The organism is Phytobacter sp. (assembly GCF_059074235.1).
In genome coordinates, this window is sequence record NZ_JCACPZ010000004.1 from 1001986 (window position 1) to 1028940 (window position 26955).

Annotated in this window: 17 protein-coding genes and 2 pseudogenes; 8 read left to right on the plus strand and 11 right to left on the minus strand. The window is 47.2% G+C overall.

The window, feature by feature from the left end:
• Positions 1–60: 60 nt before the first annotated feature.
• The 3 genes from AC5JPW_RS08790 to AC5JPW_RS08800 all read right to left on the minus strand — a co-directional run bounded on the left by AC5JPW_RS08790 (position 61) and on the right by AC5JPW_RS08800 (position 1667).
• Positions 61–534, minus strand: a complete 474-nt coding sequence (locus AC5JPW_RS08790; protein ID WP_494239637.1) for a hypothetical protein — start codon at positions 532–534, stop codon at positions 61–63.
• A gap of 61 nt (positions 535–595) precedes the next feature.
• The gene (radC, locus tag AC5JPW_RS08795) at positions 596–1075 is read right to left on the minus strand and encodes a RadC family protein (RefSeq protein ID WP_369935644.1); all 480 of its coding nucleotides are present in this window, start codon (positions 1073–1075) and stop codon (positions 596–598) included.
• A 148-nt stretch (positions 1076–1223) separates the two neighbouring features.
• Positions 1224–1667, minus strand: coding sequence for a hypothetical protein (locus AC5JPW_RS08800; protein WP_494239639.1), 444 nt, complete (start codon positions 1665–1667; stop codon positions 1224–1226).
• Between the two features lie 1016 nt (positions 1668–2683).
• Here AC5JPW_RS08800 and AC5JPW_RS08805 point away from each other — a divergent pair.
• The 3 genes from AC5JPW_RS08805 to AC5JPW_RS08815 are packed head-to-tail and all read left to right on the plus strand — an operon-like array spanning position 2684 to position 6371.
• Positions 2684–3874 (plus strand): ABC-three component system protein, encoded by a 1191-nt coding sequence (locus AC5JPW_RS08805; protein ID WP_494239640.1) that lies wholly within the window; start codon positions 2684–2686, stop codon positions 3872–3874.
• Positions 3875–3894: 20 nt separating this feature from the next.
• On the plus strand, positions 3895–4380 hold the full coding sequence (locus AC5JPW_RS08810) for a three component ABC system middle component (protein ID WP_012885540.1): 486 nt from the start codon (positions 3895–3897) through the stop codon (positions 4378–4380).
• Entirely contained in the window at positions 4380–6371 is a 1992-nt protein-coding gene (locus AC5JPW_RS08815) for a DUF3732 domain-containing protein (protein WP_012885539.1), read from the plus strand. Before AC5JPW_RS08810 ends, AC5JPW_RS08815 begins: the two co-directional genes overlap by 1 nt.
• 118 nt (positions 6372–6489) lie before the next feature.
• Here AC5JPW_RS08815 and AC5JPW_RS08820 read toward each other — a convergent pair whose 3' ends face one another.
• From AC5JPW_RS08820 to AC5JPW_RS08840, 5 genes and pseudogenes are all read right to left on the minus strand, one after another.
• A complete protein-coding gene (locus AC5JPW_RS08820) occupies positions 6490–9621 on the minus strand; it encodes an AIDA repeat-containing protein (RefSeq protein ID WP_494239643.1) in 3132 nt (1043 codons plus the stop codon).
• A gap of 75 nt (positions 9622–9696) precedes the next feature.
• Complete coding sequence (locus tag AC5JPW_RS08825) at positions 9697–10383, minus strand: helix-turn-helix transcriptional regulator (protein ID WP_494239644.1); 687 nt, start codon at positions 10381–10383, stop codon at positions 9697–9699.
• Between the two features lie 262 nt (positions 10384–10645).
• Positions 10646–11466, minus strand: a pseudogene (locus AC5JPW_RS08830) (DUF932 domain-containing protein).
• Between the two features lie 83 nt (positions 11467–11549).
• On the minus strand, positions 11550–12425 hold the full coding sequence (locus AC5JPW_RS08835) for a GTPase family protein (RefSeq protein ID WP_494239646.1): 876 nt from the start codon (positions 12423–12425) through the stop codon (positions 11550–11552).
• 82 nt (positions 12426–12507) lie between these two features.
• The gene (locus AC5JPW_RS08840; RefSeq protein WP_494239647.1) at positions 12508–13407 is read right to left on the minus strand and encodes a hypothetical protein; all 900 of its coding nucleotides are present in this window, start codon (positions 13405–13407) and stop codon (positions 12508–12510) included.
• A 485-nt stretch (positions 13408–13892) separates the two neighbouring features.
• On the opposite strand from AC5JPW_RS08840, the gene AC5JPW_RS08845 reads away from it, so the two are divergent.
• The 5 genes and pseudogenes from AC5JPW_RS08845 to AC5JPW_RS08865 all read left to right on the plus strand — a co-directional run bounded on the left by AC5JPW_RS08845 (position 13893) and on the right by AC5JPW_RS08865 (position 17319).
• On the plus strand, positions 13893–14528 hold the full coding sequence (locus AC5JPW_RS08845) for an inovirus Gp2 family protein (RefSeq protein ID WP_494239648.1): 636 nt from the start codon (positions 13893–13895) through the stop codon (positions 14526–14528).
• Between the two features lie 160 nt (positions 14529–14688).
• Entirely contained in the window at positions 14689–15219 is a 531-nt protein-coding gene (locus tag AC5JPW_RS08850) for a secretoglobin family protein (RefSeq protein ID WP_494239650.1), read from the plus strand.
• A gap of 83 nt (positions 15220–15302) precedes the next feature.
• Entirely contained in the window at positions 15303–15611 is a 309-nt protein-coding gene (locus AC5JPW_RS08855; RefSeq protein ID WP_494239651.1) for a putative zinc ribbon protein, read from the plus strand.
• 189 nt (positions 15612–15800) lie between these two features.
• The gene (locus AC5JPW_RS08860) at positions 15801–16007 is read left to right on the plus strand and encodes a helix-turn-helix transcriptional regulator (protein ID WP_110296113.1); all 207 of its coding nucleotides are present in this window, start codon (positions 15801–15803) and stop codon (positions 16005–16007) included.
• A 175-nt stretch (positions 16008–16182) separates the two neighbouring features.
• Positions 16183–17319: pseudogene (locus AC5JPW_RS08865) on the plus strand (IS3 family transposase).
• 35 nt (positions 17320–17354) lie between these two features.
• On the opposite strand, the gene AC5JPW_RS08870 reads toward AC5JPW_RS08865, so the two are convergent.
• From AC5JPW_RS08870 to AC5JPW_RS08880, 3 genes are all read right to left on the minus strand, one after another.
• On the minus strand, positions 17355–21785 hold the full coding sequence (locus tag AC5JPW_RS08870; RefSeq protein ID WP_494239652.1) for a sacsin N-terminal ATP-binding-like domain-containing protein: 4431 nt from the start codon (positions 21783–21785) through the stop codon (positions 17355–17357).
• Positions 21786–22216: 431 nt separating this feature from the next.
• On the minus strand, positions 22217–23467 hold the full coding sequence (locus AC5JPW_RS08875) for a hypothetical protein (protein WP_494239653.1): 1251 nt from the start codon (positions 23465–23467) through the stop codon (positions 22217–22219).
• Positions 23468–23896: 429 nt separating this feature from the next.
• Positions 23897–26863, minus strand: coding sequence for a DEAD/DEAH box helicase (locus AC5JPW_RS08880; protein WP_494239654.1), 2967 nt, complete (start codon positions 26861–26863; stop codon positions 23897–23899).
• Positions 26864–26955: the final 92 nt, after the last annotated feature.

Genomic DNA, 26955 nt, shown 5'->3' on the forward strand with positions numbered 1-26955 from the left:
GATTATCTGTATTCAGGCACGAATACAATGCCTGAATACTTTTATCAGAAAGAAATTAAATCACTGAGACTGCAGAAGTTTCAGTTGGGCTGCATCCGGATTTCCGATTAACAGCTTTTTACCCCCATTACTGTAGAGACCCACGAAGGCTTTCAGGTTGGGTTGGTAAAGATATGCAATATAGTGCTCCCCGCAATTATGCTGTTCGCAGGAAGATGAACGTAACCAGGTCACGCCCGAAATGGTCACTGGCTCCAGAGGTGTCTGGGGCCCACGAAGAATTCCTTCATTTTCCCATAGCTTACCCAGGCCAGCCTTCTCCATTGCATGGCTGACTGTTTTTCTGAATGCCTCATCGGCTTTTTCAACGTCAAATGGATAGGGGCATGCATCACCGGTCCCGGGGGTAGCAGCTGTATTACAGTTCATCGCCTGCTCAGCTGTGACGATATTACTGTCTGCATAGCCATATCCACTGATGAGCAGCAGAGAAAAAATGGTTCTCCTAGTTAAATTATTTATACATAGATTCATAAATTTTCATCCTTAATCAATGAGTTATATTTAACTTGAATAGCAACAACGTAAAAATCCATCACATCAATCCGTGCTCGGCAAAGGATAAAACATCGTGAGTGCCGATAATGAAATGATCAAGCACCCGTATTTCCAGTAGCGCCAGTGCCTGAATGATCTTGCGGGTAATTGCCTTATCAGACTCACTGGGTGCCGTGTATCCGGATGGGTGATTGTGAGCCAGAATGACGGCAGCAGCGTTATGACGTAGAGCTCCTTTAACGATTTCACGTGGGTGAATTTCTGTGTGATTAACCGTTCCCAGAAAAAGTATTTCTTTATCGAGAAACCGGTTCTGGTTGTCGAGGTAAAGCACGGTGAATACCTCACGATCCAGGTTCGCAAACTGCAGACGAACCCAGTCTTTGGCATAATCCGACGTCGTGAATGCCTCTCCTGTTTTCCTTAAATATTTCTCCAGCGTCCGGACTGCACAATCAATAATTCGCCGTTCAGAACTTGTGAACGGCGAAGATGAAGCGAAACAAATATCAGACATAGCAAACTCCCGAAAATAATAAAGAGTCCTGCCAGCGAATGCTGGCAGAACTCTGGTGATATGAATGTGGAAGACATGAGCGAAGTGCTCAGGGACATAAAGACAGACTCAACTTTGACGCGGCAGTCTTGAGGGGAATCTTATGGCTTTATGAAGAGTGTTTATAACGGAAGATTTCCTTTCCTTGGTACAGACCGACGAGATCGTCATAATCGGGATGTGTACTGTTGGGTTGAAACATCACAACCGTGCCGGGACGACATAAGTCCTTAACCGTTACACCAAATTTTTGGTCTGGGGTGATTGTAAAGCCAAGGGATGGTTCATTCCGGTAGATACTGATGAAACCCCAAAATCCCCCTTCACAGTTTTGTGTGGGAGCAGAATGCACAATCACAATCGTACCGGGTTGATCCGCTTCCGTAGCTGCGCATTTGCGTGTCATCTGCAGATGAGCATCGCACCAGAAACGGTTACCGGTCTTGTAATTAACCGCTGCGGGCAGTATTCCGCGAAAAGGCTGAGCCAGAACATTACCTGCATTTATCATTAGTGAACCTGCAGCAAGCAGGATACAAATCATTAATCTCATAAAGTCACCTTTGTAGTTTCCCGCAACGAGAGCGGAAGTAAATGGATACGGGTTGGTCAAGACGATGGTGGAGTGCCTGTAAAAGCTTTTTTGATCGGTAATGAGCAGTTCTATCGCAAGAAATTATTTTAACGAGGGAGTCGGACAGGGTATGGACACTAGAACAAAAATATTTTTAAGCTGAATAATAAAGTAATTACAAGAGGTTATCTTATAAGTAACATATCTGTATTGCGAAGTACTTTGGCAGATTGACAGGTTTTGTCTGCATGAAATAAACACCCCTCTCTATAGGCAATCACGACCATAAATATAGATAGTCACAGCAATAATATATATCCGAGATTATTTTAAAATGAAAACATTACCACTTTAATTGCTCAACTGCAGTATATAAAAAACATTTATTTTATAGATAACTACAGTCTTTTCAGAATGTATTATATTAAACAGCAAGGATAGTGAGTATCTTAGATAATTAATGAATAAAATAACGCGAGCAAAAAATAAAAATGCCAACAATGAAGTACATATAGTTTTAACTGTGATATATCAAGCCACTTTAGGTGCAAATGAGAGCATCAAATAAGGTAAATCTTTCAGGAGAGATAGGTGTAATTGTGAATATATTTATAATTTTTGATGCTAGATCCCTAATTGCAATTCCTATTATAACAACAAGACTTTAATTGCACCATTGATTTACTGAAAGTCACACTGCATTTAATAATTTATTCACTGGAGGTAAATTAGAGGAATAAAAATCAAGCCAACATCTTTTATTGGCATTAATTTAATTAGGAATCAAATCAAATTAATACACACTGTTTACACTATATTCCCAACGATAACACATGCAATAATTTTATTATAAAGTGATAACTTGTTATGGAAATTTTAAGTAAAAGAACATGCTAAATATATATTGCATATTAGCGAAAGATGAGTTTGAATGAGTATAATTTTTCTTCAAGCGGCTAATTTTACTGTAAATTCATACAGGGAAAAGAGTAAAAATGGTAACAATCGAAGCTAGTTCGAAAATCGCAGCTTTCATTTATCAGATAGAACGTGCTCTATACCGCATTTTCGCGAGCGAACACAACCATGTCATGGTTGGTATAGAAACAGCTGATGATGTCGTTGAAGAAATACGTTTTGAAAACGGAAATATTCAGATAAAGTTTGAACAAGATAAACACTCAGTCGATGAAACAGGCCAACCCTACCAAGATAGTAGCAAAAATCTTTGGCATACTTTGCATATCTGGCTTAATTCTATGAATGAAGTAAAATCCCAATATGATGAAATTTTTTATTGCCTCGTCACTAATAAATCTGTTGGTTCTAATACTTTAGCATCATTAATTTCAGGCGCAAAAAACGACCATGAAATAAAAGAAGCCGTCCAGAAACTAAAATCTCATGGCGCAACTATTTCAGGAAAGGTAAAAAAAACCGTTGACATGGTCTTAAATTATTCTGATGAAGATCTTTACTTTCTGATAAAGAGAACTGAGTTATTGGGAGAACATGCAACTAATTCAGGCTTATCTCCGAAGGAAGCAACTATTACATTGATGCACTTACCCACAGAAATATCACATCATTCAGAGCTTATTTACAGCTTGATATTTGGCAATATAGTATCCTATTGTCAAGAGCATTGGAAAGAAAGGAAGCAAGTAGTAATTAAAAAATCAATGATTTCAAAATTACTTTTCGATATAAAAAGAAAGTACATGAATGAAAGGCTGTCTGAGAAATCATTTAGAGAAACATCTTATATAGAGTACATGAAGTTAAATTCATTTAATAATTTTCTATTTATTGGGCAATTAAAAACATTAGGCTTTGATGATGAAGCATGCGAACATGCTTTAAAAAATTATTGGGCATTTTATTCTGAAAAAATTAGACTGCAAGAAATGGGAGAGATTCCACTTAGTGCATGGGAGAATAGAGATAATGCCCTTTATGACCGGTGGAAACAGGTTACTTTTAACACATTATCAAAAGAAAAAAATGATTCATATTATTGTAAAATTTATCAAGACACAGTGGATATTAATTTTCTAGCTCCACTAAACGGATATCCTACAACTCATAACTATTTTACTACTGGTAATTATCATGCGCTTGCTGATGAACCAGACAACGAGAATTTTATTTATTGGCATGATGTTTTCAAGAAATACAGGCCATAAAATTAACGGGGTAATTTATTATGTTTTATGTTGACAAAAACATTATAAACAATAGTGTGTTAGCTTGTTTTTTACTCACAACTTTTATAGCAGAGTTCGAAAAAAATACACTGAACAATAGAAACACTGACATAGCTTTATTATTACTAGTGCTTCCTCTTCTTTGGCACGAGACATCCAGAATCGCAATAAGGAACAAGAAAAAAAACACTCTTCTCAGTACAATAATCGTTGATAATCCTTTAATACAATATTCAATTAAAGACAGAATAACAAATTTTTCAGGCGCAACATTACAAGGTCTCAATCTCGCAGTAGCATCTGGATTGCTTGAAAAATTGGAAATTGATCACAACATTTATTTCAAATGCACTAAGAAGAAAATCCCCAAAGATATAAAAAATGAATTACCTGATGATATGCAAAAATGTATTCCGCGTATTGCTTTTTGGTTTTCTCAGCTAGATACCGCGGAAATATTTAGTTTAATTTTAGGTGAAAAATAATGAAATTTTTAATCGAAAAAATAATTCTCTGGCCTGTAAATTCTAAAAATGCACTAAGAACAATCGAATTTGCACAAGATAAACTCAATATCATTCATGGTATCAGCGGGACAGGGAAATCGTCAATAATATCGATTGTAGACTACTGCTTAGGTTCAAGTAAATGCGCCATCCCCGTAGGTATAATTCGTGAATCGGTTGAATGGTTTGGACTACAAGTCGAAATTAAAGGCACAAAATGCCTTATTTGCAGGAAATCTCCAAATCAAAAAAATGCAGGTAAAGAATTTTATCTATCCCGACTGCAAGGTGAACTACCAGAAATAATTGAAAAAGCGACACATAATTTTTCAAGTTTTAAAGAGACACTAAATCAACTGGTTAAACTAAGCAACTTGGCTATTGATGATGAAAAAGAAAAAATTGGCTTTGATGGCAGAACATCTTATCGGGATATGGCAGCATTCAATTTCCTCCCACAGCATATTGTTGCAAACCCTTATACACTTTTCTTCAAAGCTGATTCTTATCAAAATAAAGAAAGATTAAAGAGGGTAATGCCATTTGCGCTAGGTATAATTGACCGTGAATACATGATAAAAGAAAAAGAATTAATTGACCTTTACAAACGACATGACTCGCTCTTAAGACAACAAGAAATAAATAATAAAGCTCTTTCCGGATGGAAAAATGATATATCGCATTTATGGTATCAAGCAATCGAACTAGGCCTTCTACATGCAAATCAAGAAAATATCAATGAAAGTACGGATAAACTTCTTGACCTACAATTTATAAATAAGAAATACACTGAAGGATCGCTTAGCGATTTATTAGTTAATCCAAATTATACTTACACTAATGAAGCTCTTAAAAAACTAATATTTGAAGGCGAAAAAATTCAAAGAAAAATAGATGATACTCGTTTAAAAATAAGAAATTATGAACAACTTTTTGCCCAAGGGCAGGCTTTTTCAAATGCAATAAAATCAGAGAAAAATCATACAAATGGATTCGAATGGCTGAAGAGAAATCTATCACCAGATGGTAAATGTATTGCCTGCGGTAATAAGACTACGATTACCTCGAATATAATTAATAATCTTGAGAAGAAAATATCAAAGTTAAATTCAATATCTGAAGGATTATTTGACACACCAATTGCAGATAAAGAATTAGATAAACTAAAGAAAACGCTTAGAGATTATCAAGAAACACTGCACTCAATAAGAAAGCAAAAAATTCAACTTGAGAGATTAGACAAATCAACCAGCGACTCATTACAAAAAGTATATGTTTTAATTGGAAGAATTCAAGAAAACCTAGTGTCTTTAGACAAAATTAAAAACACAGGTGATTTAAGTGAGCAAATTAAAGAGCTAAAAAAAACAATCGAACCCTTAAGCGAATACTTTAAAACTACCAATATAAAAAGTAAAGAAAGTGTCACGTATAGTAAAATCAACAGCCTGATAGAGGAATACTCTGACATGCTTAATCTTGAACGTAGAGGCAAGATATTTCTCGACAAAAACGAATTAACACTGAGCTTCAAAGAAAGCGAATATTCAAAAAGTGAATATCTTTGGGAAGTCGGTAGTGGTGCCAACTGGATGGGGTATCATCTTTCAACGTTCCTTGCCCTGCATGAGTTCTTATCTTCGCCGGGAAATGAAAACCTCCCTCCATTTAGTTTCTTAATTATCGATCAACCGAGCCAAGTGTATTTCCCCAGCGCCGCATCCGGGGAAAATATCCTTGATGAAATGAATAGCAACAATCAATTAATGACTGCCAGGGAAAATGACATTTTGGCAACAAAGAAAATATTTGAGATGCTTTCATCAGCAATAGAGTTAAATGCTTTTAAATTTCAGGTGATTGTTCTTGAACATGCAGATCAAACTATTTGGGGTGAGGTTCCTCATACCTATGAAGCAGCACAATGGAAGTCTGAAAAAGATGGCCTAATTCCGAAAGAATGGGTATAACTGACAATTAATACTCGTGCTATTTTTAGAATCTCAGATGCCTATAGAAAAAGCATAAATTACCAATAATTATTAGCAGAGCTATCCCATGGAGGGATAGCTCATAATTTTTATAATATCAAAATAGAACTTTCACACTGGCCTGTCCGTTATACCCCTCAGCACTGTTCCCGCTGATACTGCGGGTATATCCACCCTGAACCCCCAGCGTCACATTTTCCCGAATCTGGGCTGACACACCAGCCAGCAACTCAGCAGACGTACCGTCCTGCGACGGGCTGAACGTGACATTACTGCCCGGAGTTGCGGTACCCATATTCAGGTCGCCCTGTGAGCTGAATGTCCGGACCACCGATGGTCGAATCCACCAGCTTACCGGCAGTTCACTGATGCTGTGCTTCATACCGCGCTCATGGCCCGGGAGTGTGGATGAGCCCTGACCGAAGGCCATTTCAGACTGGTTGCCAAAGCGCAGACCGGCACGGACATGCTGTGCGCTGCCGTGACCAAAATCCACATAGCCGCCATCGTCATGACCGTTATTCAGGCTGAGCCCCTGCCAGACATACTGCAGCTGCGGCTCCAGTACCAGACTGTTGCTGACACTCAGTGGCAGACCGGTTTCCACCGAACCGAGCCAGCCCTGGCCATGGGTATCGAAGCTGTTGTTATCAGACTGTGCTTTCAGGGAATGCCGTGAACCCTGCGCCACCACATCTGCCCACAGGCCTGATGGCTGATGCACGGCAGTCAGGTATCCGCCCAGACTGTATACCGTGTCACGTGCGGTACCGGCAGCAGAGCGGTCATCGTTCTTCACGTCTGAACGGGACTCACCCGCCGCACCGTATATACCCGCCGTCAGTGATAGCGGACCAGTCTGCGCTTTCACCAAGTCGCCCCCGAGCTGCACAAAACCGTAGCTGCCGCTGCTTTCAGGCGTTGCACCCTGTGCAATACCGCTGCGGTCACCGTGACCGGTATGCCCGCCCTGAACACGTCCCCACATCCCTTTTGCTTCCTGCGCCGTGCTGCGCTGGCTGTACGTTCCGGCAAGTGCACGGTCATAGTCCATACTCTGGGCATACAGCGAGGCATAGAGGGCAACTTCGGACCGGTAAACAGATTCACTGCTGAGATACCAGCTTTCATCCGCTGTACCGTGGTTCAGGGTGTAGTTATAGGCCCCAGCCTGCAGCTTATGGCCCAGCGCAAAGGCATCACCGGTGGTCGTCGCCCCGTTCACCGCATCCACCACTTTAATACCGTTGCCGGTGGTGGCCAGGCCCAGTCCGCTGTTCCCGGTGCTGGTGAAGTTCAGCCAGGTTTTCCCGGTCGCCTGACCGCCGTCAATCACCAGCCTGTCGGTCGGGAATGCCGGGTCATCCAGGCGGATAAACATACTGATACTCCCACCGCGACCGGTGAGGTTTTTCACCGTCAGGGTGGCAGGCACAAAGTTATCCTGAGGGGCTGAGAAACTGATGGTCCCAGCGTTGGTGAGCGTGTCGAGCACGGAAGCCACGGTGGAATGACGGTCAATATTCCAGGAGGCACCGTTGTCCAGAATGACATCTGTCGGGTCAATGGCCCCGTTCATCACGGTACTGCCGGTCAGCGTTAGCGAGGTGCCGGACTGTGCGATGATGTCCGTGCTGACCTGCGCATTATCGAGTATCAGTGCTCCCTGATTCAGGTTCACTACAGACTGCGTGAGGGAGCCGTTGCTGACCGTCAGGGTACCGCCACCGTCCTTGAGCAACTGACCACTGCCGCCCAGCGAACCGGAGATAAGTGCCCCTGTTCCCGTCGCGGTAGTGACCTGCACCCTGTCATTGCTGATGGCACTGCCGCTGAGTGTGGCGCTGTCAGTCAGCGTGGTGGTCCCGCTCAGTACACCGCCCTGGCTGACATTCAGTGTGCCGCCACTGCTGACAGTGGTGTTGTCCGCCACACCGTTTGCCCGCACGCTGAACATGCTGCCGTTACCGAGATGCAGGTTACTGGCCATGCCGGTAGCCGCATCAATACCAAAGGTACCCGCAGTGTTCGTCCCGCTGACCGTTGAACCACTGTCCGCAATCAGCACACCGCCCTCATTCATCACGATATGCTGTGCCGCACCGCCGGTGGCCACCGCCAGCACGCCACCATTGCTGACGGTGGTGGAGTCCGCTGAACCACCGGAGAGCACATCGAGGCGACCGCCGTTTTCCAGCAGGACGTTAGTGGCGCTGGCCGTGGCTGCATCCACATTAAAACTGCCGAGACTGTTAATACCGGAGACCGTGGCCGCCGTACTGGTCACCAGTGCACTACCGGCATTCAGGGTGACGTTGCTGGCGGTACCGCCTGCGGCCACACTGAGTTTACCGTCACGGTTCACCGTGGTGGCGTCTGCGGTCCCGGACTGCTGTACCACCTGCCAGCCACCGGCATTCACCGTCGTACCGGTGGCCAGGGCTCCGGCGTGGACATACTGATTACCGCCGTCCAGCGTGGTGCTCTGTGCCTGACCGTGCACGCTCTGGTCGCCACCTGCCTGAATGGTGGTGCCGGTCGATAAGCCACCCGCCGCCACAATCTGCCGTCCGCCTGCATTAATCAGCGTGTCCGTTGCAATGCCGCTGACAAACATCCCGTCGCTGTTCTCCGCATCCGGTCCGCCTTCCGCCCCGGTATTCACCACCGTACCGCTGGTCTGCGCACCGCTTTTCACCAGCTGATATCCCCCGGCATTAATGACGGTACCGGTGGTACTGCCACCGCTCTGTACCCACTGTTCACCGCCGTTCAGTACGCTGTCCGCTGCCTGTCCGTGCACACTCTGACCGCCACCGGCATTAATCGTCGTACGGGCGGCGGAGCCACCGGACAGGACCGCCTGCAGTCCGTTGTGGTTCACCGTAGTGTTGTCTGCCACGCCACCGGACTGCACAAACTGTCCGCCGGTATTGGCATCATCGTTATCACCGTATTCCTGACCGGTATTCACCACCGTGCCGGTGGTGCTGCCCCAGACCTGTTGGGTATCGTGGTTGCTGATAACCGCGCCGTCCACAGTCTGTCCGACGGGAACCGTGGTGCTACCGGCAGCCAGAGCGGCAGTGCTCATCAGCCCGGCCACGGCAATGGCCAGTACGGTGCTGCTGCGTTTACCCCGGGCTGTGACCAGCTCAGAGACCACCACAAATGCACCCAGAACATCATTCCATACCAGCCGGTAGCTGGTGTTCAGGTTTCGTTTCACTGGAGTAACCTTATTGAGTTTTAAGTAAAAAAAGGCCTGCACCCGCAGTACGGGGCAGACCGGTAAGAAACAGAGTTACGGGGAAGAGAGAACATCCAAGGACTGCCGGATACAGCGAAAATGCGGCAGGGCCTGAACGAAGCCGGGGTTTTCCGACAGCCGGTACAGCTGTTCATTCCATCTGAACGTTTCGGCAGTGGGCTGCACGATCTGAATGTCATCGAGCCTGAACACCGCAGGCTGTCCGTTGTGTTCCGCCACCAGATACCAGACACCCTCCTGTGCCACCAGGCGGTAAGGCGACAGGTACTCCGTGCGCTGGCCTTCCGTCTGCAGCCCGACCTGCTGACGTGCTGTTATTGCTTTAATCAGACGGTAAAAGGACAGTGCCAGTGCCGGTGAACTGCCGGAAGGCACCGGCCAGACCAGGCAGGGCGAGGCTTCGCTTTCCAGTAGAGTACTGACCAGACGCCGGTCCAGTCCGGGGAACAGGTCCGCCAGACCGGAACGGTGGGCAAACGTCAGAATGTCCAGCTCACGCTGCGTACCACTGACACCGGAACGCAGACGGCAGATGCCGTTGCGGTACTCCAGGTCCATGTACATCAGCCGCTCGCGGAAATCCCGGCGCAGAGTACGGGGAGAAACGGCAAATTCAGCGGCCAGCTTTTGCACGCTCAGGGTCTCCCCCGCAAGCAGGCGGCTGATGATGATGGAGAGCCGGACAGCCAGCCGGTCATGACGGCGTTCTGTCTGAACCATTGGATACACTCCGTGGCAGTTAACTGACTGAAATGAATGTGATTACTTTAAAGAGGGGGCCGGACAGGGTATGGACACGCCGGGAAATTTTTTTCAGGAAAAGGAAGTGAGTCAGGAAGCGGGCTGACCACGCACCGGGACATTTTCAGGCACCAGGGCGGGCCCCTGACGGACAGGAGATGTCCGTTTACAACATTCCGGTAACAGGCTGAATTTGACTGGAATTTCTCCCTAACCTAAACTGCACCGGCAGGAGCCGCTGTCAGCCCAGTTTTTCCAGCAGTGTTTCCGCCATCACCCACAGTGCCCGGTTGAGCTTCACGTCCCCATCAATACCTTTCACGGCCCGGGTGTGCAGCGGTTCCCCTTCGCATTGAGTCCGTATAATCCGCCCTTAATCAGGTTCTCCTGTACACGCTGGTACGTCGTCCACAAGTCACTGTTTTCATCCTGCCAGCGGCGGGGGGACAGCACCTGCGCTTCGGTCACCGGCTGGTGGTCTTCACCAAAGCGGTAGGTGATGGCCGCCCGGGCAAGGGCTTCCTGTGCCGGAGGTGGCAGCAACAGCGACTGCATCGCCTCGCGCTTTTCTTCCACCCGGTCAAAGATACCCAGCACCTCATACGCCCCTTCAATGACTTTGCCCACCACATCTCCCTTGTGCGGGACTCGAACCTCCCCGAATGACTCACCGCAGATAAGGCCGTTCTGGCAGACGGCACGGAACAGTCCCGGCAGCATCTGATACGAACTGGAGCCGTCGTGGCTGTTGAGCAGAATGATTTCCGGGACCTGATGGCCGGTGATTTGCCCTTCACGACGCAGGCGCAACATATGTTTTGTGTGCTCGCGTTTGCCTTCATCCCGCACCCGCGTCTGGCAGGCAAAGAACGGACGAAAACCTTCCTGCTGCAGGTTATCCAGCAGGGTGATGGTCGGGATGTATGTGTAACGGTCACTGCGTGAAGCGTGTTTGTCTTCGCTGAACACACTCGGTACCGTGCGGAGCAGCTCTTCACGGGTCAGCGGGCGGTCACGGCGGATAAGGTATGTTGCGCCAAAGCGCGAGGCCAGACGGGTCATATTGAACTCCTGGAAATAGTGTGAAAATAAAAAAGCCCCGTCGCGGTGGCGACAGGGCTCAGGTAGAAGTAGCAGATAACGGCTCAGAAGAAAAAATCCCACACGGCGCGGGCAACGGACACGACCGCATCGCGGACACAGCGTATCAGTGTGCTGACAGGAGCAGGAATAAAGGGGCCTTCGGCCACCGTGTCCAGTGAGCGCCCCACTGCCTCACCGAACCCATACCGGGCCCGGGACTTTACCTGCTCAGTGCGAACCTCCTCACGCAGTTGTGTGGATACCGGACTGCCCGCCTGCGCCGGTAAATGCTTCATCATGGCTTCGGCCATCGCGGGCAGTCCCCATCCGGTCCGGGCGGAGATGGCCACCACCGGTGCTGTGTGGGAAAAAAGGTTACCGATATCGATAAGTCTGCTCTGGATATTGAGGTACTGCATCGCGGACGGATTGCCTGTGAGCGCATCCCATTCATGGCAGGGTTCAATTTTATCGGCCTGATTCACCACAAACAGGACCTTATGCCGGTGTGCCTCGCCAATCACCTGCCGGTAAAATTGCTCATCAATGGAGAGCGCCCGGTCATCGGCTTTCATCACCCAGAGGACCAGGTCCAGCCGGGGGAGCCACTCCTGATAGAGAGCCCGGTATTCCTGGTCACGGGCGAGGCTTTCCCCGACACCGGGTAAATCCACCAGCGTCAGGCTGTGCTGTCCGACTGAAATCCGGAGCCGTAACGGTTCACGAGTACAGGCCGAGACATCGCTGACCGCCGACACTTCCCCCTTAAAAAGGGCATTGCACAGGCTGCTCTTTCCCGCACCGGTTTTACCGATGATGCCAATAACGGGTTCGTATTCGGTGATCTTGCGGATATGGTTCAGAATATGTCTGCGTACGGAATCGGGAATGGCGGACAGGGAATGTTCAATAACAGTAAAGCCATTGTTTTCTTGCATGATGGTTTCCTTGAGGGGAAAGAAAGCGGGCTCTGATGAGTCCGCTTTCAGGAATAGTCATGCTGATAACATCTGTCTGATTTTATTTAGAACGAGGGTGTTTTTTATTATGCCATGCAAACTGTATTGCATGCTCAATTACACGGGCATTTGAGATGCCCTCAGATATGGCAATATCTCTCATTTTGTCATAAAACTCTTCTGCTATATGCACATTAAGCTGTTTGGCCCTGGATGCATTTTTCTTTGCTCTTGCCTTTTGGGTACTGAAAGCACTTTTGAACTTATTCTTAAATTTCTCTTCAATTACACCGTCGTGTCTATTTTGCTCACACCAGATAAAATAAGATGCATAACAATACGCGAGTTTTTCGTCGATACTGGAACCACATTGATAGTTCGCAAGAGTAATATTATTATCTTTCAGATAGTCGACCAACCAGTCAATACTTACACCTGATAAACTGTTGACACCTCGAAAAATGTCCCGGCATTCCAGATTACGCTCCCATTCATTATTTAGCTCACGCAAATATTCTCTTGGGGTCAGTATGCCACCCTGATTACGGATTTTGTCCTTTATGTAATCAACCCGAAGCTTATGATTCGGAGGGGTATCATTTTTCTTCGTTCCGAGCTCATCGAGCAAGCTATTACCGGTAGCGATTAGGCCACTCAGAGAATTTATATCATCAGCATGGTCCAGTTTGCACATCAGCCAAAAGCTTGCTCTGGGATCATCATCAAACCAACTGAGTTCGTCCTCGGTGGGCTTCTCTTTTCTGTAGCGTTCCAGGGTATCCGTAAAAAAGGTATCAATACTTACAGCAGAATATCCGTTCCTAATTAAAAAATCTCTGGCCTTGCTTTGATATCGATGAATATTACTTTCAGTTGCTTCCGGAGGGAAATTAACCCCCTTACTTGCCAGATTCATGGACAAAAAAAGAACAGCATCCCTATCCTCAATAAGCCTGACCATAACCCCTCTTGTTAATCACTACGTGATTTTATGTACATAAAGACAAGGCTAACCACAAAAGTCAACAACTTTTCATGTGAATACATGTACAGGATAAAGGTGATTTTATCACCTCAGCCGATAGCAGGCATGCCTGCTATGTACCCTTTTCCCTGAAACAACGAAAGCAGAACCTTGCCCCCTGACGCAAAGACGGGGGCACTACAAAGTTGCTCAGTTTCACCTCGGTGCACTTGTGTAGCGATTTGCGAACTTGCCATTTAACTTCAGAGCAATATCACAGTTTTTATACCGTTATAACCTGCATGAGCTCTGCCTTTCATTAAAAAAAAGCTGTATGTTTTGTATTATATACATCTCATATGTATCTCTTTTTAAATCTTTACAGCTCCATCACCTAACCTCTTACTTAAGTAATGCGAATAAAAAACAGATTTACCTTTTGTTATGGAATATACCACCATGACAGTATCAGAGGCGATAACATGTTTAGTTCATTAAGTCTTAATTATGCTCATGCACCTTTTAATAAGCACTATATTCATCGGATAACGCAAGTCGTAGCCAAATCACTGAGTAATTATCCAAGGACGACTGTGGTGATGCTAATTTTACGACTGCCGGAGTACAGAGATAATGGAGATTCGATTTCCGCATTGGTGAATCTCGATGACGGATTAATGTCGCGATTTATTAACTCCATAAGACAAAAGGTAATAGCTCAAACCAGGCATAAAGAAAAGAATGGTATCAGAGTACATTCCACAACATTGCGTTACCTTTGGGTCAGGGAAGTTTGCAAAAATGGTAAAAAACATTATCACGTTGCTTTACTGGTAAATACTCAGAGATTTCACTCTCTGGGAGGTTTTAATCAGAAGGCCGGTAATCTTGGCTCATTTATTGAAGAAGCGTGGCTAAGCGCCTTAGATTTAGGGGGGTATCCAGAATATCGTACGTTAGTGCATTTCCCGAAAGATTCGCTTTATTATATTAATGCAAAAACACCTGATTTCCATGAAAAATTCCAGAGTTTAATGTTTCGCCTTAGTTATTTTGCGAAAGAGCACAGTAAATGTTACTGCAAAGAGGAGAGATCATTTGGTTGCAGCCAGAACTAACGCCGTATTCTCCCTTTTTCACAGCACCGGCAGTAGCTATGGCAGGCCAACATAACCAAAGAGCCGCCTTTTTCTTTCCACTCACAGGCAGTTTACGGAATGCACCGTTGAAAGCGGTGTGCTTCGGCTGCCTATAATCCAGAATTTAAGGTATTCCACAATGATAACGCCCCCCTTACTCAACCATTATCAGGCCTGGCTTGACGACTTTACCCGTATAAATCTTGCCCATGGATTGTGTCAGCCGGAGATCAAGCACTGGCATAAACTGACGATGACAACCTGCAGACCACTTAATGGTCTTGCGTCATCTCTAGTCATTCCCCACTTTCTACTAAGTGTGACGCAAACACCCGTTACGGATAACCCAACTGGGCAGACCCAAATTACAAAATACGCCGATTACCCCCTCCTTCCCGGAATATTACTCAGTGAATGTGCCCGTCAGGGGTTGCTAAGTCTGACGAAACAACTGAAATCTGCATTCTGGCTAAATACTGCTTTCGGTATGCGGGAGTCCCTTACCCTGTTGTGCTGGTGCGAACTGGCGAAAAACAGCGATGCCTCTGAATGGTGTATTCCGTGTCTACAACCTGAAGAGTTGCAACAGTGGATCTGCGACAGCCAGGAAAAACACCCTGGGTTAAGCAGGCTAACAGGTGCGTATCTCCACGCCATCAAACCGTACTGAGGAGGCACCATGTCAGTTTCAAAATGTTATATGGCCCAGGATGAAAAAGCACGATAGTCGCAGCCCGGGACGTCCATTCCACCATGAACCAAAACTGGTCGTGTCACCACTGTAAGTGCCCACTGATATTTCATTTCCCCACCCAGACTTCGCCGCCGTGGTTTGAGCATGACATCATGCACGGAGATCCGGTCAGTTTCCTGCACTGCCCTTACCTGGCCCCGAAATCAGATCGAACCGACAGAGTGGGAAGGTCTAAAAGGCTGTTAAACCAGTTACCAGCAGTACACACGGCAACCCGCTGGCACTGCACGATGTGTGGGCGACACTACGAAGGAACGAAATTCTGCTCTTTCTGTAAAACAGGCATCTACAGCAAAGAGGTTAGATGAAAACAAACAGGGCCAGCCCGTATATAGGCTGGCCTAAACCCAAATAATGGAACAGTCATGCCATCAGGGCATGACTGCAGAGGAGACCCTCTTACATTTTTTACATGACGACCCGTTGCTATGCCGGAGAGGACAGCAACAACCATCAACACAGCTCCGGTTCCCACAACGCAACCGGAGACATTCATGATGACGACCAAACCAACCTTGCTCGAAGACCAATTTGTCAATATGGCTTTTATTACTCGCCTGACGGGATTAACCGATAAATGGTTTTATAAGCTCATCAAGGACGGGGAGTTTCCGAAACCCATTAAACTGGGGCGTAGTTCCCGCTGGCTGCAAAGCGAAGTGGAGGCTTGGTTACGGGAACGTATTGAACGCTCCCGCTCCTAATAACACCACCACCTTTTTACCTCTTACAGACACTCTGGACTGACCCCGCGCCGGTAGACGATACTGCCCTATAGTTGGACTGACCCCGTCTCGGTAGACGATCCTGCCCTATAGTTTGGACTGACCCCGTCTCGGTAGACGATCCTGCCCTATAGTTTGAGCATAGGGGGAGCATATGGGCACACCACGATTTACACCTGAATTTAAGGAAGAAGCCGTCCGTCAGATAACGGAACGCGGTTATTCCGTCGCCGAAGTATCTGACCGTCTGGACGTCTCTGCACACAGCCTCTACAAGTGGCTACGGGCTATCAAACCTGATAACAGCGAGCAGCATGCCCGGGATTTACTGGAAGCTAAAAGCGAGATCCTGAAACTCCGGGCGCAGTTAAAACGCACCGAAGAAGAACGGGATATCCTGAAAAAGGCCGCGCGGTACTTTGCAAGGGAGCCCGACTGAAGTACCGCTTTATCAATGAGCACCGCACTGTATGGGGTGTGATGACGATGTGTCGGGTACTGAATGTCGCCCGGGCCGGGTTCTATGCGTGGTTGCATAACCCTGTCCCGGCGCGTGATAAAGATAACCAGCGCCTGCTGATACTTATCCGCGACTCATATTCCCTGAGCGGAGGCGTATACGGTTACCGGCGGGTTCATGGCGATCTGAACGAAATCGGGGAAACCTGCGGTAAAAACCGGGTGGGTCGGATTATGCAACTGAACCGGATTAAAGCTGTGCGTGGCTATAAAGCGCCACGTCGTATCGCCGGCAGGCCTTCAGTCGTTGCTCCTAATCGCGTGCAGCGGCAGTTCACCGTTGTCCGGGCCAACCAGGTCTGGGTCACCGATATTACTTATATCCGCACCTGGCAGGGATGGTTATATCTGGCGGTGGTTATCGATCTCTTCGCCCGTAATGTGGTCGGCTGGTCGATGAAACCCACTCTCTCACGCGAACTGGCGCTCGACGCGCTGATGATGGCGGTCTGGCGCCGAAAACCGGACGGCGAGGTCATCGTACACAGCGATCAAGGTAGTCAGTACGGCAGTGACGACTGGCAGCGCTTCTGCCGGGCCAATAACCTGACACCGAGCATGAGCCGGCGTGGCAACTGTCTGGATAATGCAGTGGCCGAATCGTTCTTCAGTTCACTGAAAAAAGAACGCATCAGGAAGAGAATATACAAAACCCGGGATCTGGCCCGGGCGGATATCTTCGATTACATTGAAGTGTTCTACAACCGGGCCCGGCGCCAGCAGTCACCTCGGCGGCGTCAGTCCGGAGGCCTTCGAACAGGCCCAATCGTGAGGACAGAATTTGTCTACGGGCGCGGGGTCAGTCCACTACTCATCATCATGACGTTCAAACTGTATCACAACAGATGGTACATCGAGCAATCCACCTAGCCTGATCCCATGTGTTGGAATGACATTGGCACAGTTAACTGGATCAAAAATGAGCCTGATTTCATCAGTCTGACCGGTTTCAAGCCCTGATACGAGGGCGAGAATGAAATTTTTACCCCGTTCTTTTGCTCGCTGATACTCATTGTTAGACATCTCTATTTGACTTTGAGGACCACGACCAGTTGCTTTCATCTCGATGAACAGTTTCCAGTTAATAACGCCATCGGCACCGACGCCATGATTGCGCCGGAAGTCAATAATCCTCTGATCGTTGGCCGTGTCCAGTGCCTGTGAAAGCAGCTCCCAGCCTCTCTGTTCGAGATCCGCATTCGTATAAGCCACCGGGGTGGAAACTGGAGTGTTTGATCCTTGATTAACCCGGGGCGGTGTTTTTTTTAGCCCATGAGCCCCTTTGCTGCTAGTGGTCGGCTTAGCTGCTCCCGTTCCTGTTTTTACAGAGGCACCGACCATGGCACCTACTGATGGTTTCAATGTTCTTGGTTTTATTTGTGCGGAACGACTTTTTGGTGTGGTAACGTTTATTTTGTTTTTTAAAGTGGCATTAATATTCGTAGCGATATCTTCCATGGCTTCAGTACGTGCCTCATCACTTGCCAGACGGATTGGCTCGGCGACTGAATCGAGACTCTTTTTCCATGCAATGGTCCACTCGGCATCAATGCGTCGACGTTCTTTAGACGGAAACAGCGAAGCAATAACCCGGCCACCGAAATCGCGATCGCCAATGGTGTCTTGGTAAAAATGGAAGGCCTGAGAATGATCCAAACTCACGGCTTTTAGGGCGAGTTCAATAAACCCATCCGGAAATTCCGGCGCTAAAGCGCGGATAGTGATTGGGGTATCGTAAATATAGAGCAGTGTATTTTTGAACTTATCCCAGCTGATAGGCAGTTTATCACGCAGCTCAGGTATACTTTTTGCGAGCTCATTTGAAAGATGTTCGATGGCGTATCCAAAACGCAGCCTTTCCTGTTCTCCTCGCTCTTTTGCGTAGGCGTTATTGCCAACACTCTGAAGTTGGGGATCCAGTTCTGCAACGCGTAGTGCTTTAACCAGTCCTGGAAAATACTGAATATCACAAGGAGGCACCCAGCAATGAAGATTGGGAAGTGCTTTGCCTAATTGCTCTCTGAGCTCTGGATTATCTACTGAGTAAATGGGCCGTTGTGTTACCCAACCTGAAGAGCAGAATAGTGGCAACGTGCGCAATTTATCTTTTGGGCCTCGCTCCTCCTTCTCGAGCCGAGTCTCCATGTAACGATAAACGTCCATTAATTGGGATTCTGTTTCGATACCATACCGCTTGTGAGACAGTTCACGGCAGTACTGAATACAGTCATCAAGACTCGGTTCGGGAATATTCAATGCACGCCAAAGGTTCTGACAATGTGGTGTTATGCCTCCAGGCACGAAAGGCCGCTGGCCATGGAAAATATCTGGCCCTCTGAATAATTCATGGGGTCTGAACCATCCTCTGGCAGGAACATAGATTAACCCTTTATCATCAATAAAACGGCTCCTCAGTTCCTGAACAGTAAGTTCGCCGACTCGTGAGACAAATGTCGCAGTAGGAGGGCATCGTTTTGCGATAGCCCGATAAATCTGTTGAGTCTGGCTATGGTCAACCGCCCCAAGGCTGTCACGCAACGCCTCGAGTCGGGTCATCAGGTCCCCAATTCTGACATCAGTAATGACGCCCAAGGCATTTAAAAGTTCGTAGTTAATGTCTTTGGCATTTACTCCGCTGATGAATGTCTGATAAAGCGTCTGAGTCTCAGGGGTTCTCAATACTGCATCATGAGGTAAAACAGTTTCACCCTGGCCGACGGCAACCCAATTTACGTCTCTTAGTGTATTGAGCCATGAAGCAGTAACATTCCCTTTGGGGTGAAAATGTTTAATTGCTTTATGCAGAGCGGGAACCATTAATACAGATGCATACAGTCTCTGCCAGTTTCTTGAAAGTGTGTTGAACAGAGCAGGGCTTCGCCGTTTTGCGCGTTGCTTTGGTGTTGCTTTAAGATTCTGAACGACTCGTTCGAGGTCAGGTGATTCGTAATCGTATTCAACTAGCTCGGCACCACGTGCCCAGAGTTCTTTGTTGCGGCGGTCTGTTCCCCGGTTCTGATATCTGTTCAGTTTATGTATACGGGGTGAGGATTCGACCCCGAGCAGTAGTAGAAATTTTCTGGCACCGCGGGTTTGCGTTCCATCCTCGCGTTTGCGCTTTGCTCCTCTGCTTATATTAGTTTTTAAAATGATGTCGTATTTTGCGCCAACCCACGGAATGCCCGGTGTTTTATCTGCTGCATCAGGCCAAGTTGAGTTTTCGCTATCAAGAGTTTTACACAGGTAGCTTTCAGAGAGTCTCACTTTTTGCCGTATAGCCTTACCGTTTTTATAGACATAACCATCCAGCCTGAGAATAGAGCCTATTTTGGCGCCCAAAGCCTTTGCTTCTGTATCCCGAACTTTATCAAAAACGTCCCTCATTGAGCGGAGATCATCTTCTGTAATTTCGATACTATCTTGTTCAAACTTTTCTGCGAAGGCTTCGAGCTCAACCACTGTGTCGGCTTGACTGACAAAAGCCGCATTAGCATCCAGCCAGGCGATCACCTGTTCGCCGGCGCCCTCATTCGCGTATGCAGAATGTAGGCGCTGTAAAAGTTGCCATCGTTGAGCAAATTCGGAAGGTGAGTTAAGTACCAAGGGGATATCGGTTTCACCGTAAAGGGCACAAGAAATCGGCTCATTAAGATGGGAGAGCAAAAAGGCCCGGTCAAATAATTCTTTCTCTTCATGATGCTCAACAAGGAGTGCACCTGCCCTGACCCACCATATTGCAGGTTTAAAATTGAAGAGCTGGTTTTCCATAGCTTCAAGCAAAGCCCCCGTGCCGACAAGGCATGAGGCGCCCAGTTCATTTATGACCTTGCGCCAACGATCCTGAGTATCCCTAGCATTTCTGTGCAGAGCATGCTGCTCAGGCTGAATACGTTCAATATCTTCTTCACTAAGAAAGCTGTCCAGTGTTTGTGCTTCATAACTCAGCGCGGAAAAAGGGTAATAACCAGAGGGTAACTGGACTACAGCATGCTGAGCCAACCAGATACGGGTTGTCTTCAATGCAGTTGAAAAACACCGATTAAGAACCGATTGCCGACCTGGATCGACAAGTTCGGTGGTGAGCGGTATAAGGCCCCAGGCAGCTTTTGGGGTCGCTGCGAGCATTCCTGCCGCGATATTTCCCACAACTTCGGCGGTTCGCTCAATAAGCCACCGGTTCCAGTCGTTTTCTATAATGGATTCGCGGGAGGTACTAGGGTCGAACTGTGCATCCAGTGAAAAGGGGAGAGTTGAGGGAATGTCAGTGTGAAATCCAATATAGACGCCGGATTGGGTTTGCTTCGACGGAATGGCAATTGAAATATCTGTGACTTCACTGCGCACTTTATGCGCTGGATGTAAATGCTCGGGAACTGCGACTGATGCTCGCCAGATGGTCCAGTCATTCTCTTGTCCTTCGGCAAATCGACACTGAATTTTGTGTATTCCCGGATGGTGTAGTGCATAGCCCGTATCCGTCCAGTTTGAAAAAGTCAGCGCACGTTGGCTTTTTATACTGCCATCGAGCTCACACCATTTCAACTGGCTTACCGACGTCAGAAAAAGTAATCCGTCGTGGCGCCATGAATCAAACCATGCAGCGAGTTCCGACTCATTAAAGGCGGAGTTCAGTTCCACAACAATTAGTGTGTGTTTCGCCGGATCGTAAAACCCGGGAAGGGCGGGTTCTGGTGGCAGGCGATGAAAATCTAACTGGTTACAGGAGAAGTGATAAGGGGCTGAGTGCACCGAAAGCGAGTCGGCAATACGAAGCAGGGTTTTCATGCCGATACCAAAGCGACCGCGTTGATCGGTCCGATTGGTCTTGGACGTCTGATAGGGGAGGACCATGCCGAGCACATTAAGACAGGTAACGGGGGCTCCGTCGTGAACCAGCAAAAGTTGTTTACCTGCTTTCGTCGGCCTGAGTGCAAACCATACCTGCATGGCTCTGACATCATCGGCGTTCTGTATAACTTCAATGATCCCCTGAAAAGCGGCCACGGCAAGATCTTCTGCGCTTGCTGCTGCACGTTCAATCAGGTCTTTAAAAATGCCGGCCGCGCTTTTAAGTTTGCCAGCTGCAGTATCCATCATGGCGTTCGCAAACTCGATGGTTCGGGGATCGTTGATATGTGCAGCTGCAGGATCATTATCAATGATAAGTCGGGCGGCATTTTCCCCTTTAAGGGTATCTGATACGTCGGGTGCAGTGCTGGTGTACTGGGAAAGGGACATAGAGCAAAAGACTCTCTGGAATAGATAACAAAGACTGGAAGCCTGCTATCAGGCATTCGCGGCCATACCCTGTTTGAAGAGAATGATAGCGGCGCGACTTACTTCAGGCGGCACTATCAATGCGGTATTGCGTTTTTATAAGCGAGAGGTTCGCTTGGTACTAGTCACTAGTCAAGAGATCCACTCTGATAGAATTATCCTTAGCATACCATTTTGCAGTTTTCTAAGGGTGTAGTGATGTGACGGACGCCTGTTTTCTGAAACAGGCAGTGCCATACTTTTGCTGTCTTGACCTGCTCCCCGTTGATTAAAACACGCCAATACCAGTAACGCCCACCTTGACAGTGATTACAATTGCCAACATCCGCTACGTGTCAGAAGCGGTCGTTAACAGCAGGAAAGAGTAGGCTCGCAAAAAATGGCTATTTTCTTTACATTGGAATAGGGTCTGTAGCTGCGATCCAGTCAGACGGAATTTCCATTTTTTTGCCAGATTTATCTGTGCCTTCCATAAAAAGATTTAAGTCTTTTTTGTGCTGTTTTATTGCCCATGTCAAGCTCTGGAACTCAAATGCAACCCGTAAAAATGATTGCGTTGATACCCTAAACCCGCCATCCAAAATATTGCCTGTTGCTGATATTTGAGCATACCAATGCTCGTCTTGTAAGAAAGTAATATGTAGACCATTTCTCTTAAATCTTCTCTTTATGACTTGTAAGTCAAGAAGAACCAAAATACTTAAATTTCCATTTATGAAATTATATATATGTTCGGGGGTTAGAGAAAGTTGGAAAGGTGTATAAGGGTGCCAATTCATTTCTCTTTTGTAGTCGTTCAAATTGAGCATATGAATGTACTTTCCAGGTATCTGGTCAAAAATTTCTTGCTTGAATTTTATTATAGCTAGGTAGTGAATTCCACTCTCTGGTGAGACATGGCTAGTGCCTTCTTCATAGGACTTACTTATGCAATCATTAATAGCTTGCAAGTGATACTGTTCTTTTCCTATGTGTTCGCGTCTTATTACAGGCCCTACACCTCGGAAGTTTTCAGCCTCATCTTTGATGAAAAAGTTATTTAGCTCATCTATGTTTCTAAGTTGTTTCTCCCCTCTTTTTTTCAGTTTATTTGATGTTTTTACTTCAATAGAATAGGGATCATTATGACCTAGTAGGCATACATCGCCATGCCTTAGCGTATTTGTAAGATCGCAAAGCACTGCAGGTACATTTTTTTGAGCCGCTGTTTTTAGAAGCATTATTTCTGATTTGATGCCTTCTTTCCCAGAAATGAATCCGGCAGTTTCCTTTACATGATAATGTTCATTGTAAAGAAAGTGTTTTATTGCATATTTATCACAAAAATGGAATGCAATGCTATCTCCATACATCTTCCATATATAGATGATATATCTATAGCCCTCCATTTTTTCATCAAATTTATTTATAAGAGCTGTTATTTCTTTTGACCGTTCTCTGGTTGGTCTATCATTTGCTTTTTCAAGACGTAATTTTTGACTTATTCCTTTTATGCGAATAATAGCTTTCTCTGCCTCTTTAATTTTCTTCAAAAGCAATAATTGGAAGTCTACGATTGCTCCTATCGACAAATTTTTTTGTGTCTTGATAATGTGAAGCATCATCGTCAATTGTTCAAGACTCTTCTTATATCTGGCAACCATTGATTAGCTCCTCCAAAAAAATACGCATGTAAAACATGTCATGAACTTACCACAAAATCCAGCAGTCTTGCGGCAGCCTTTCACAGTTCCACAACAGACAGCGAAATCTCGCAGCCATCCAACGTTCCGCTCGCCTATCAAGTAATTTAATCGAGATCGAAAGATTGCGCAGCGTTACGCTCGAAACGCTGAGCTAGAAAGTGACCTGCTCCCCGTTGATTAAGACACCCCGATTTAAGTATTGCCTTCATCATGACCCTGAATATTATCTCGTCATAATCAGGGATAACCGGCTATGTGAGACAATCTCGAACTTCCGCTTCCCGCTCACAGCGGACCTCCAGCTCAGTCAGCAATGTCCGCTGTGTGCCAGGCGCGGACATTAAACCAATTAATAATCTGTCTCCTTTTCCGCTTTGGCGAAAATTCCTACTTACTCACTAACCAATAGGCTCTTGTTGCACCACCCTGCATGGCGTAAGAGATTCCGAATGACATTAGATCTGCGAGATGTGCATCGATTTCAGCGTTGCTTATCCCTGGTTGCACGCCCACGACAGTGAATCCAAGTTGAGTTGCCCGAGTGGCGTCAAGTCTATCCTTGAGTGTCTGCAGATCACCCACTACAAACTTAGACGGCGACTTAAAACGCTGACCCATTCGATCCGCCATATGCGCAAGAAGCACAGATACATCGCAATAGAAAACGGACTTCACTAGCTGACCAGCGACTTCGTACACATCATCCACTCGCCCCCCGCTGGGATCACCTCCTGCTCCTTTACAGTGGTACAACGAGATGTCCACGTTGCCATTGGCCTCCACGGTTACCGCAATGTAGTCAGCTGCCTCCCCGGGACGGTGGTCGTAAAACAATGCGACTACATTAGGGAGGCCAAGCAGGTACTGTTCGAGGTGTTCCTGTACAGTCCTTTTACCCTGTAGCTCTGCGCGCTGTTCCCGTGCTTTTTCAGTGTCGTTGTCGATGACAAACTCGACCCTGATTTCGCATTCGTCCCAACCAATGACTTGCGTATCGTCCTTTGTGAGCGAAACTGCCTGTAACTGCGGCGCAAGCATTAAATTCAGCCCTTCAAAGGTAGATTTATCGGAGGCATAGAACATCGGCGGGTGTTCACTCAACCAGTCAGCTAACGGCATCCATAGATCGCTAGCTGATTCGATCTCCAAACCCACATTCTGATCGAGCAATGACACCATTCGCCCTTGAGGCGAAAATCGCATATTGGCACTCGCTTCCTCTGAGTGAATGCTGAAGAGCAATTGGTCTTCTAAGGGTCTGCAGTCAAAGTCTGCCAGGTCCCATTCAGTGAGGCGGCTATAGAGCGGGCGTTGATCCTCAGGGCGACGAATCCTAATCCTCGGATTTGTCTTGAATCCTGATCTGGGCCAAGTCCCTGCAATCACTAGGTCTGGTAGCCTTTGCAACGTCGTTGCCGATCGAATAACATCGAGGCGCGTTTCAGAGAAGGGAGCATTGCCAGCGAGTCGACCATCTAATCGAGCGACCCACTGGTAAAATTCTGCTATAGAGAGGCGCTGATTACTCCAAATGCGCGAGCTACTGCTAGCTCCGATGGTCTCTTTTTCTCCGCCGCTCGAGCCGCTTCCAAAGAAGTGCCCTTGAGCATATGCACGGCTATCACCAGCCGTTACCGCACGTTCCGCTGCCGGCCCTGTTAACGTTCGGTATGTTTCGCTTTGTGAGTTGAATGTCGTATTTTTTAGTCCGACATTGAAGAATCGGACACCCTCCAAACCTGCTCTCGCGCGGCTGGTTTCCTCGTAGCTCAATGAGCGATAACTCTGAGGGCAAACCATGTCCATCAGTCCCAAGTAAATCTTTTCTGTTCTTCGGGTAGAGCCGATATAGCAAAGTTGAGAGTCCGCAAAGTATAAAAGCAGGAAAGCATCATGCCGAATGTTGACAAGCACATCGGATGTGGCGAAATTTGGTGGATTTTCGTCTGAGGTCAGGACGAGTGTCAGGGCTCCATCATCTGACGCCCATTGCTTCACTACTCGCAGGTCACGCCCCAGAGTTTCTTTTATCTGAGCGAAGATTGGAGGTGTGGTGCACCGGAACACGCAGACGTGCGCATAGAGCTCGATTGCTAATGGTGACACTGCATCGTAGTTTGACTCGGCAACTCGCCGCAGCCTGAGCCGTTCAACCATTTCTAACTCAGCAACATCGCCTGCCACCTCTGCTTGTGCTGCAGCATCTATCATGCTCGCAAGATCTACCCCCTCCTTCAGAAGAGCGCTAGGCGCTTCCAGAACTCTTGGGAGCGGCGCAATCAATGTCGCTTGGCCGGTTGCTTGATCCACCCTAGCGAAACGCCCAATGAACTGAATTGTCGGTACCAATGAACGATGTGGAGCGTGTAATGCGGCCACTTTCAGTTTCGGAAAGTCGTACCCCTCCCCAAACATATCCACACACACGATCCCCTGCAGATCCCCACTAACCAAACGCTCCTCGCAGCGATCCTGGGTACGCTTCGTGATTTTACTATCCACCGCTTCAACGTTGACCCCAAGCGCTTGATAGATTGGAACCAAAGCCCTAGCTGCATTGATCGTTGCTGCCCTCACAAAGAGGCGATGATCATACCCTGCAGCTAAGTCCTGATGCAGTTGGTTTACAGCAGTCTCTGCAATGACTTGGTCAATGTGATGATCATCAACCGCGTTTTGAATAGGCGCAGCTCGGAAGGCGACGGGATGAAACGCTCCTTCATCTACGGCCTTCATTACTGGGTAGCGGTAGACCAGCTTCCCTGGAATTACTTGACCATCGCGGCGAAAGGGCGTTGCGGTCAGAAATACGAACCGGGCTTCCGTGTAGTGCTCTAAGTACGCAGCCCATGTATTCGCAGGAGCGTGATGGGCTTCATCAAATACGATCAAATCGAACAAATCTGGCGAGGCGCCTGGTGCAACCGCTGGTGATGAACTACCAGGTGTCGAAACCACAACATCGTGGTTCTCTAAGACCTGCCAATCTTCCTCCGATTGAGGTCTCCCTTCATGTCGGAGCACCGATGGGTTAGCAAGATCCGCCGAAATAGCACCAATACGCTTTAGGGTAGAAAGCTCCGCAAAGTGCGATGATACCTGCTTGCGTAGCGCATTAGACGGCTCAACGACGAGCACTCGTTTTGACTGAACCAGAAACGGCAGTGCCATCATTACAGATGTCTTACCGTACCCAGTAGGAAGGCAGATTATCGCTGGGTCGGAATAGACCGAGTAATGCGCCATTGCAGCATGCAGGGCACCAAGCTGACCAGCACGAAAGCCTTGGTTGGGCACTAACTTTTGTGCGGCTAGATTCAGAACTCCATTCAAATCCCTGAAAAAATTTGGCATCTTCCCCTCGCTGGCTGACGAAGTTTTAACGTAAAACGGCTTTACTGGAGGTACGGAAGCGTCGCCATATGCAGTTGCGCGACCTATGACTT

Bases quoted from the DNA above. Each gene is read 5' to 3' on its own strand.
- AC5JPW_RS08810 (WP_012885540.1), top strand. From the start codon at position 3,895: ATGTTTTATGTTGACAAAAACATTATAAACAATAGTGTGTTAGCTTGT.
- AC5JPW_RS08835 (WP_494239646.1), bottom strand. From the start codon at position 12,425: ATGCAAGAAAACAATGGCTTTACTGTTATTGAACATTCCCTGTCCGCC.
- AC5JPW_RS08825 (WP_494239644.1), bottom strand. From the start codon at position 10,383: ATGGTTCAGACAGAACGCCGTCATGACCGGCTGGCTGTCCGGCTCTCC.
- radC (WP_369935644.1), bottom strand. From the start codon at position 1,075: ATGTCTGATATTTGTTTCGCTTCATCTTCGCCGTTCACAAGTTCTGAA.
- AC5JPW_RS08875 (WP_494239653.1), bottom strand. From the start codon at position 23,467: ATGGTTGCCAGATATAAGAAGAGTCTTGAACAATTGACGATGATGCTT.
- AC5JPW_RS08860 (WP_110296113.1), top strand. From the start codon at position 15,801: ATGACGACCAAACCAACCTTGCTCGAAGACCAATTTGTCAATATGGCT.
- AC5JPW_RS08870 (WP_494239652.1), bottom strand. From the start codon at position 21,785: ATGTCCCTTTCCCAGTACACCAGCACTGCACCCGACGTATCAGATACC.
- AC5JPW_RS08855 (WP_494239651.1), top strand. From the start codon at position 15,303: ATGAACCAAAACTGGTCGTGTCACCACTGTAAGTGCCCACTGATATTT.
- AC5JPW_RS08880 (WP_494239654.1), bottom strand. From the start codon at position 26,863: ATGCCAAATTTTTTCAGGGATTTGAATGGAGTTCTGAATCTAGCCGCA.
- AC5JPW_RS08800 (WP_494239639.1), bottom strand. From the start codon at position 1,667: ATGAGATTAATGATTTGTATCCTGCTTGCTGCAGGTTCACTAATGATA.
- AC5JPW_RS08840 (WP_494239647.1), bottom strand. From the start codon at position 13,407: ATGGTCAGGCTTATTGAGGATAGGGATGCTGTTCTTTTTTTGTCCATG.
- AC5JPW_RS08815 (WP_012885539.1), top strand. From the start codon at position 4,380: ATGAAATTTTTAATCGAAAAAATAATTCTCTGGCCTGTAAATTCTAAA.
- AC5JPW_RS08850 (WP_494239650.1), top strand. From the start codon at position 14,689: ATGATAACGCCCCCCTTACTCAACCATTATCAGGCCTGGCTTGACGAC.
- AC5JPW_RS08805 (WP_494239640.1), top strand. From the start codon at position 2,684: ATGGTAACAATCGAAGCTAGTTCGAAAATCGCAGCTTTCATTTATCAG.
- AC5JPW_RS08790 (WP_494239637.1), bottom strand. From the start codon at position 534: ATGAATCTATGTATAAATAATTTAACTAGGAGAACCATTTTTTCTCTG.
- AC5JPW_RS08845 (WP_494239648.1), top strand. From the start codon at position 13,893: ATGTTTAGTTCATTAAGTCTTAATTATGCTCATGCACCTTTTAATAAG.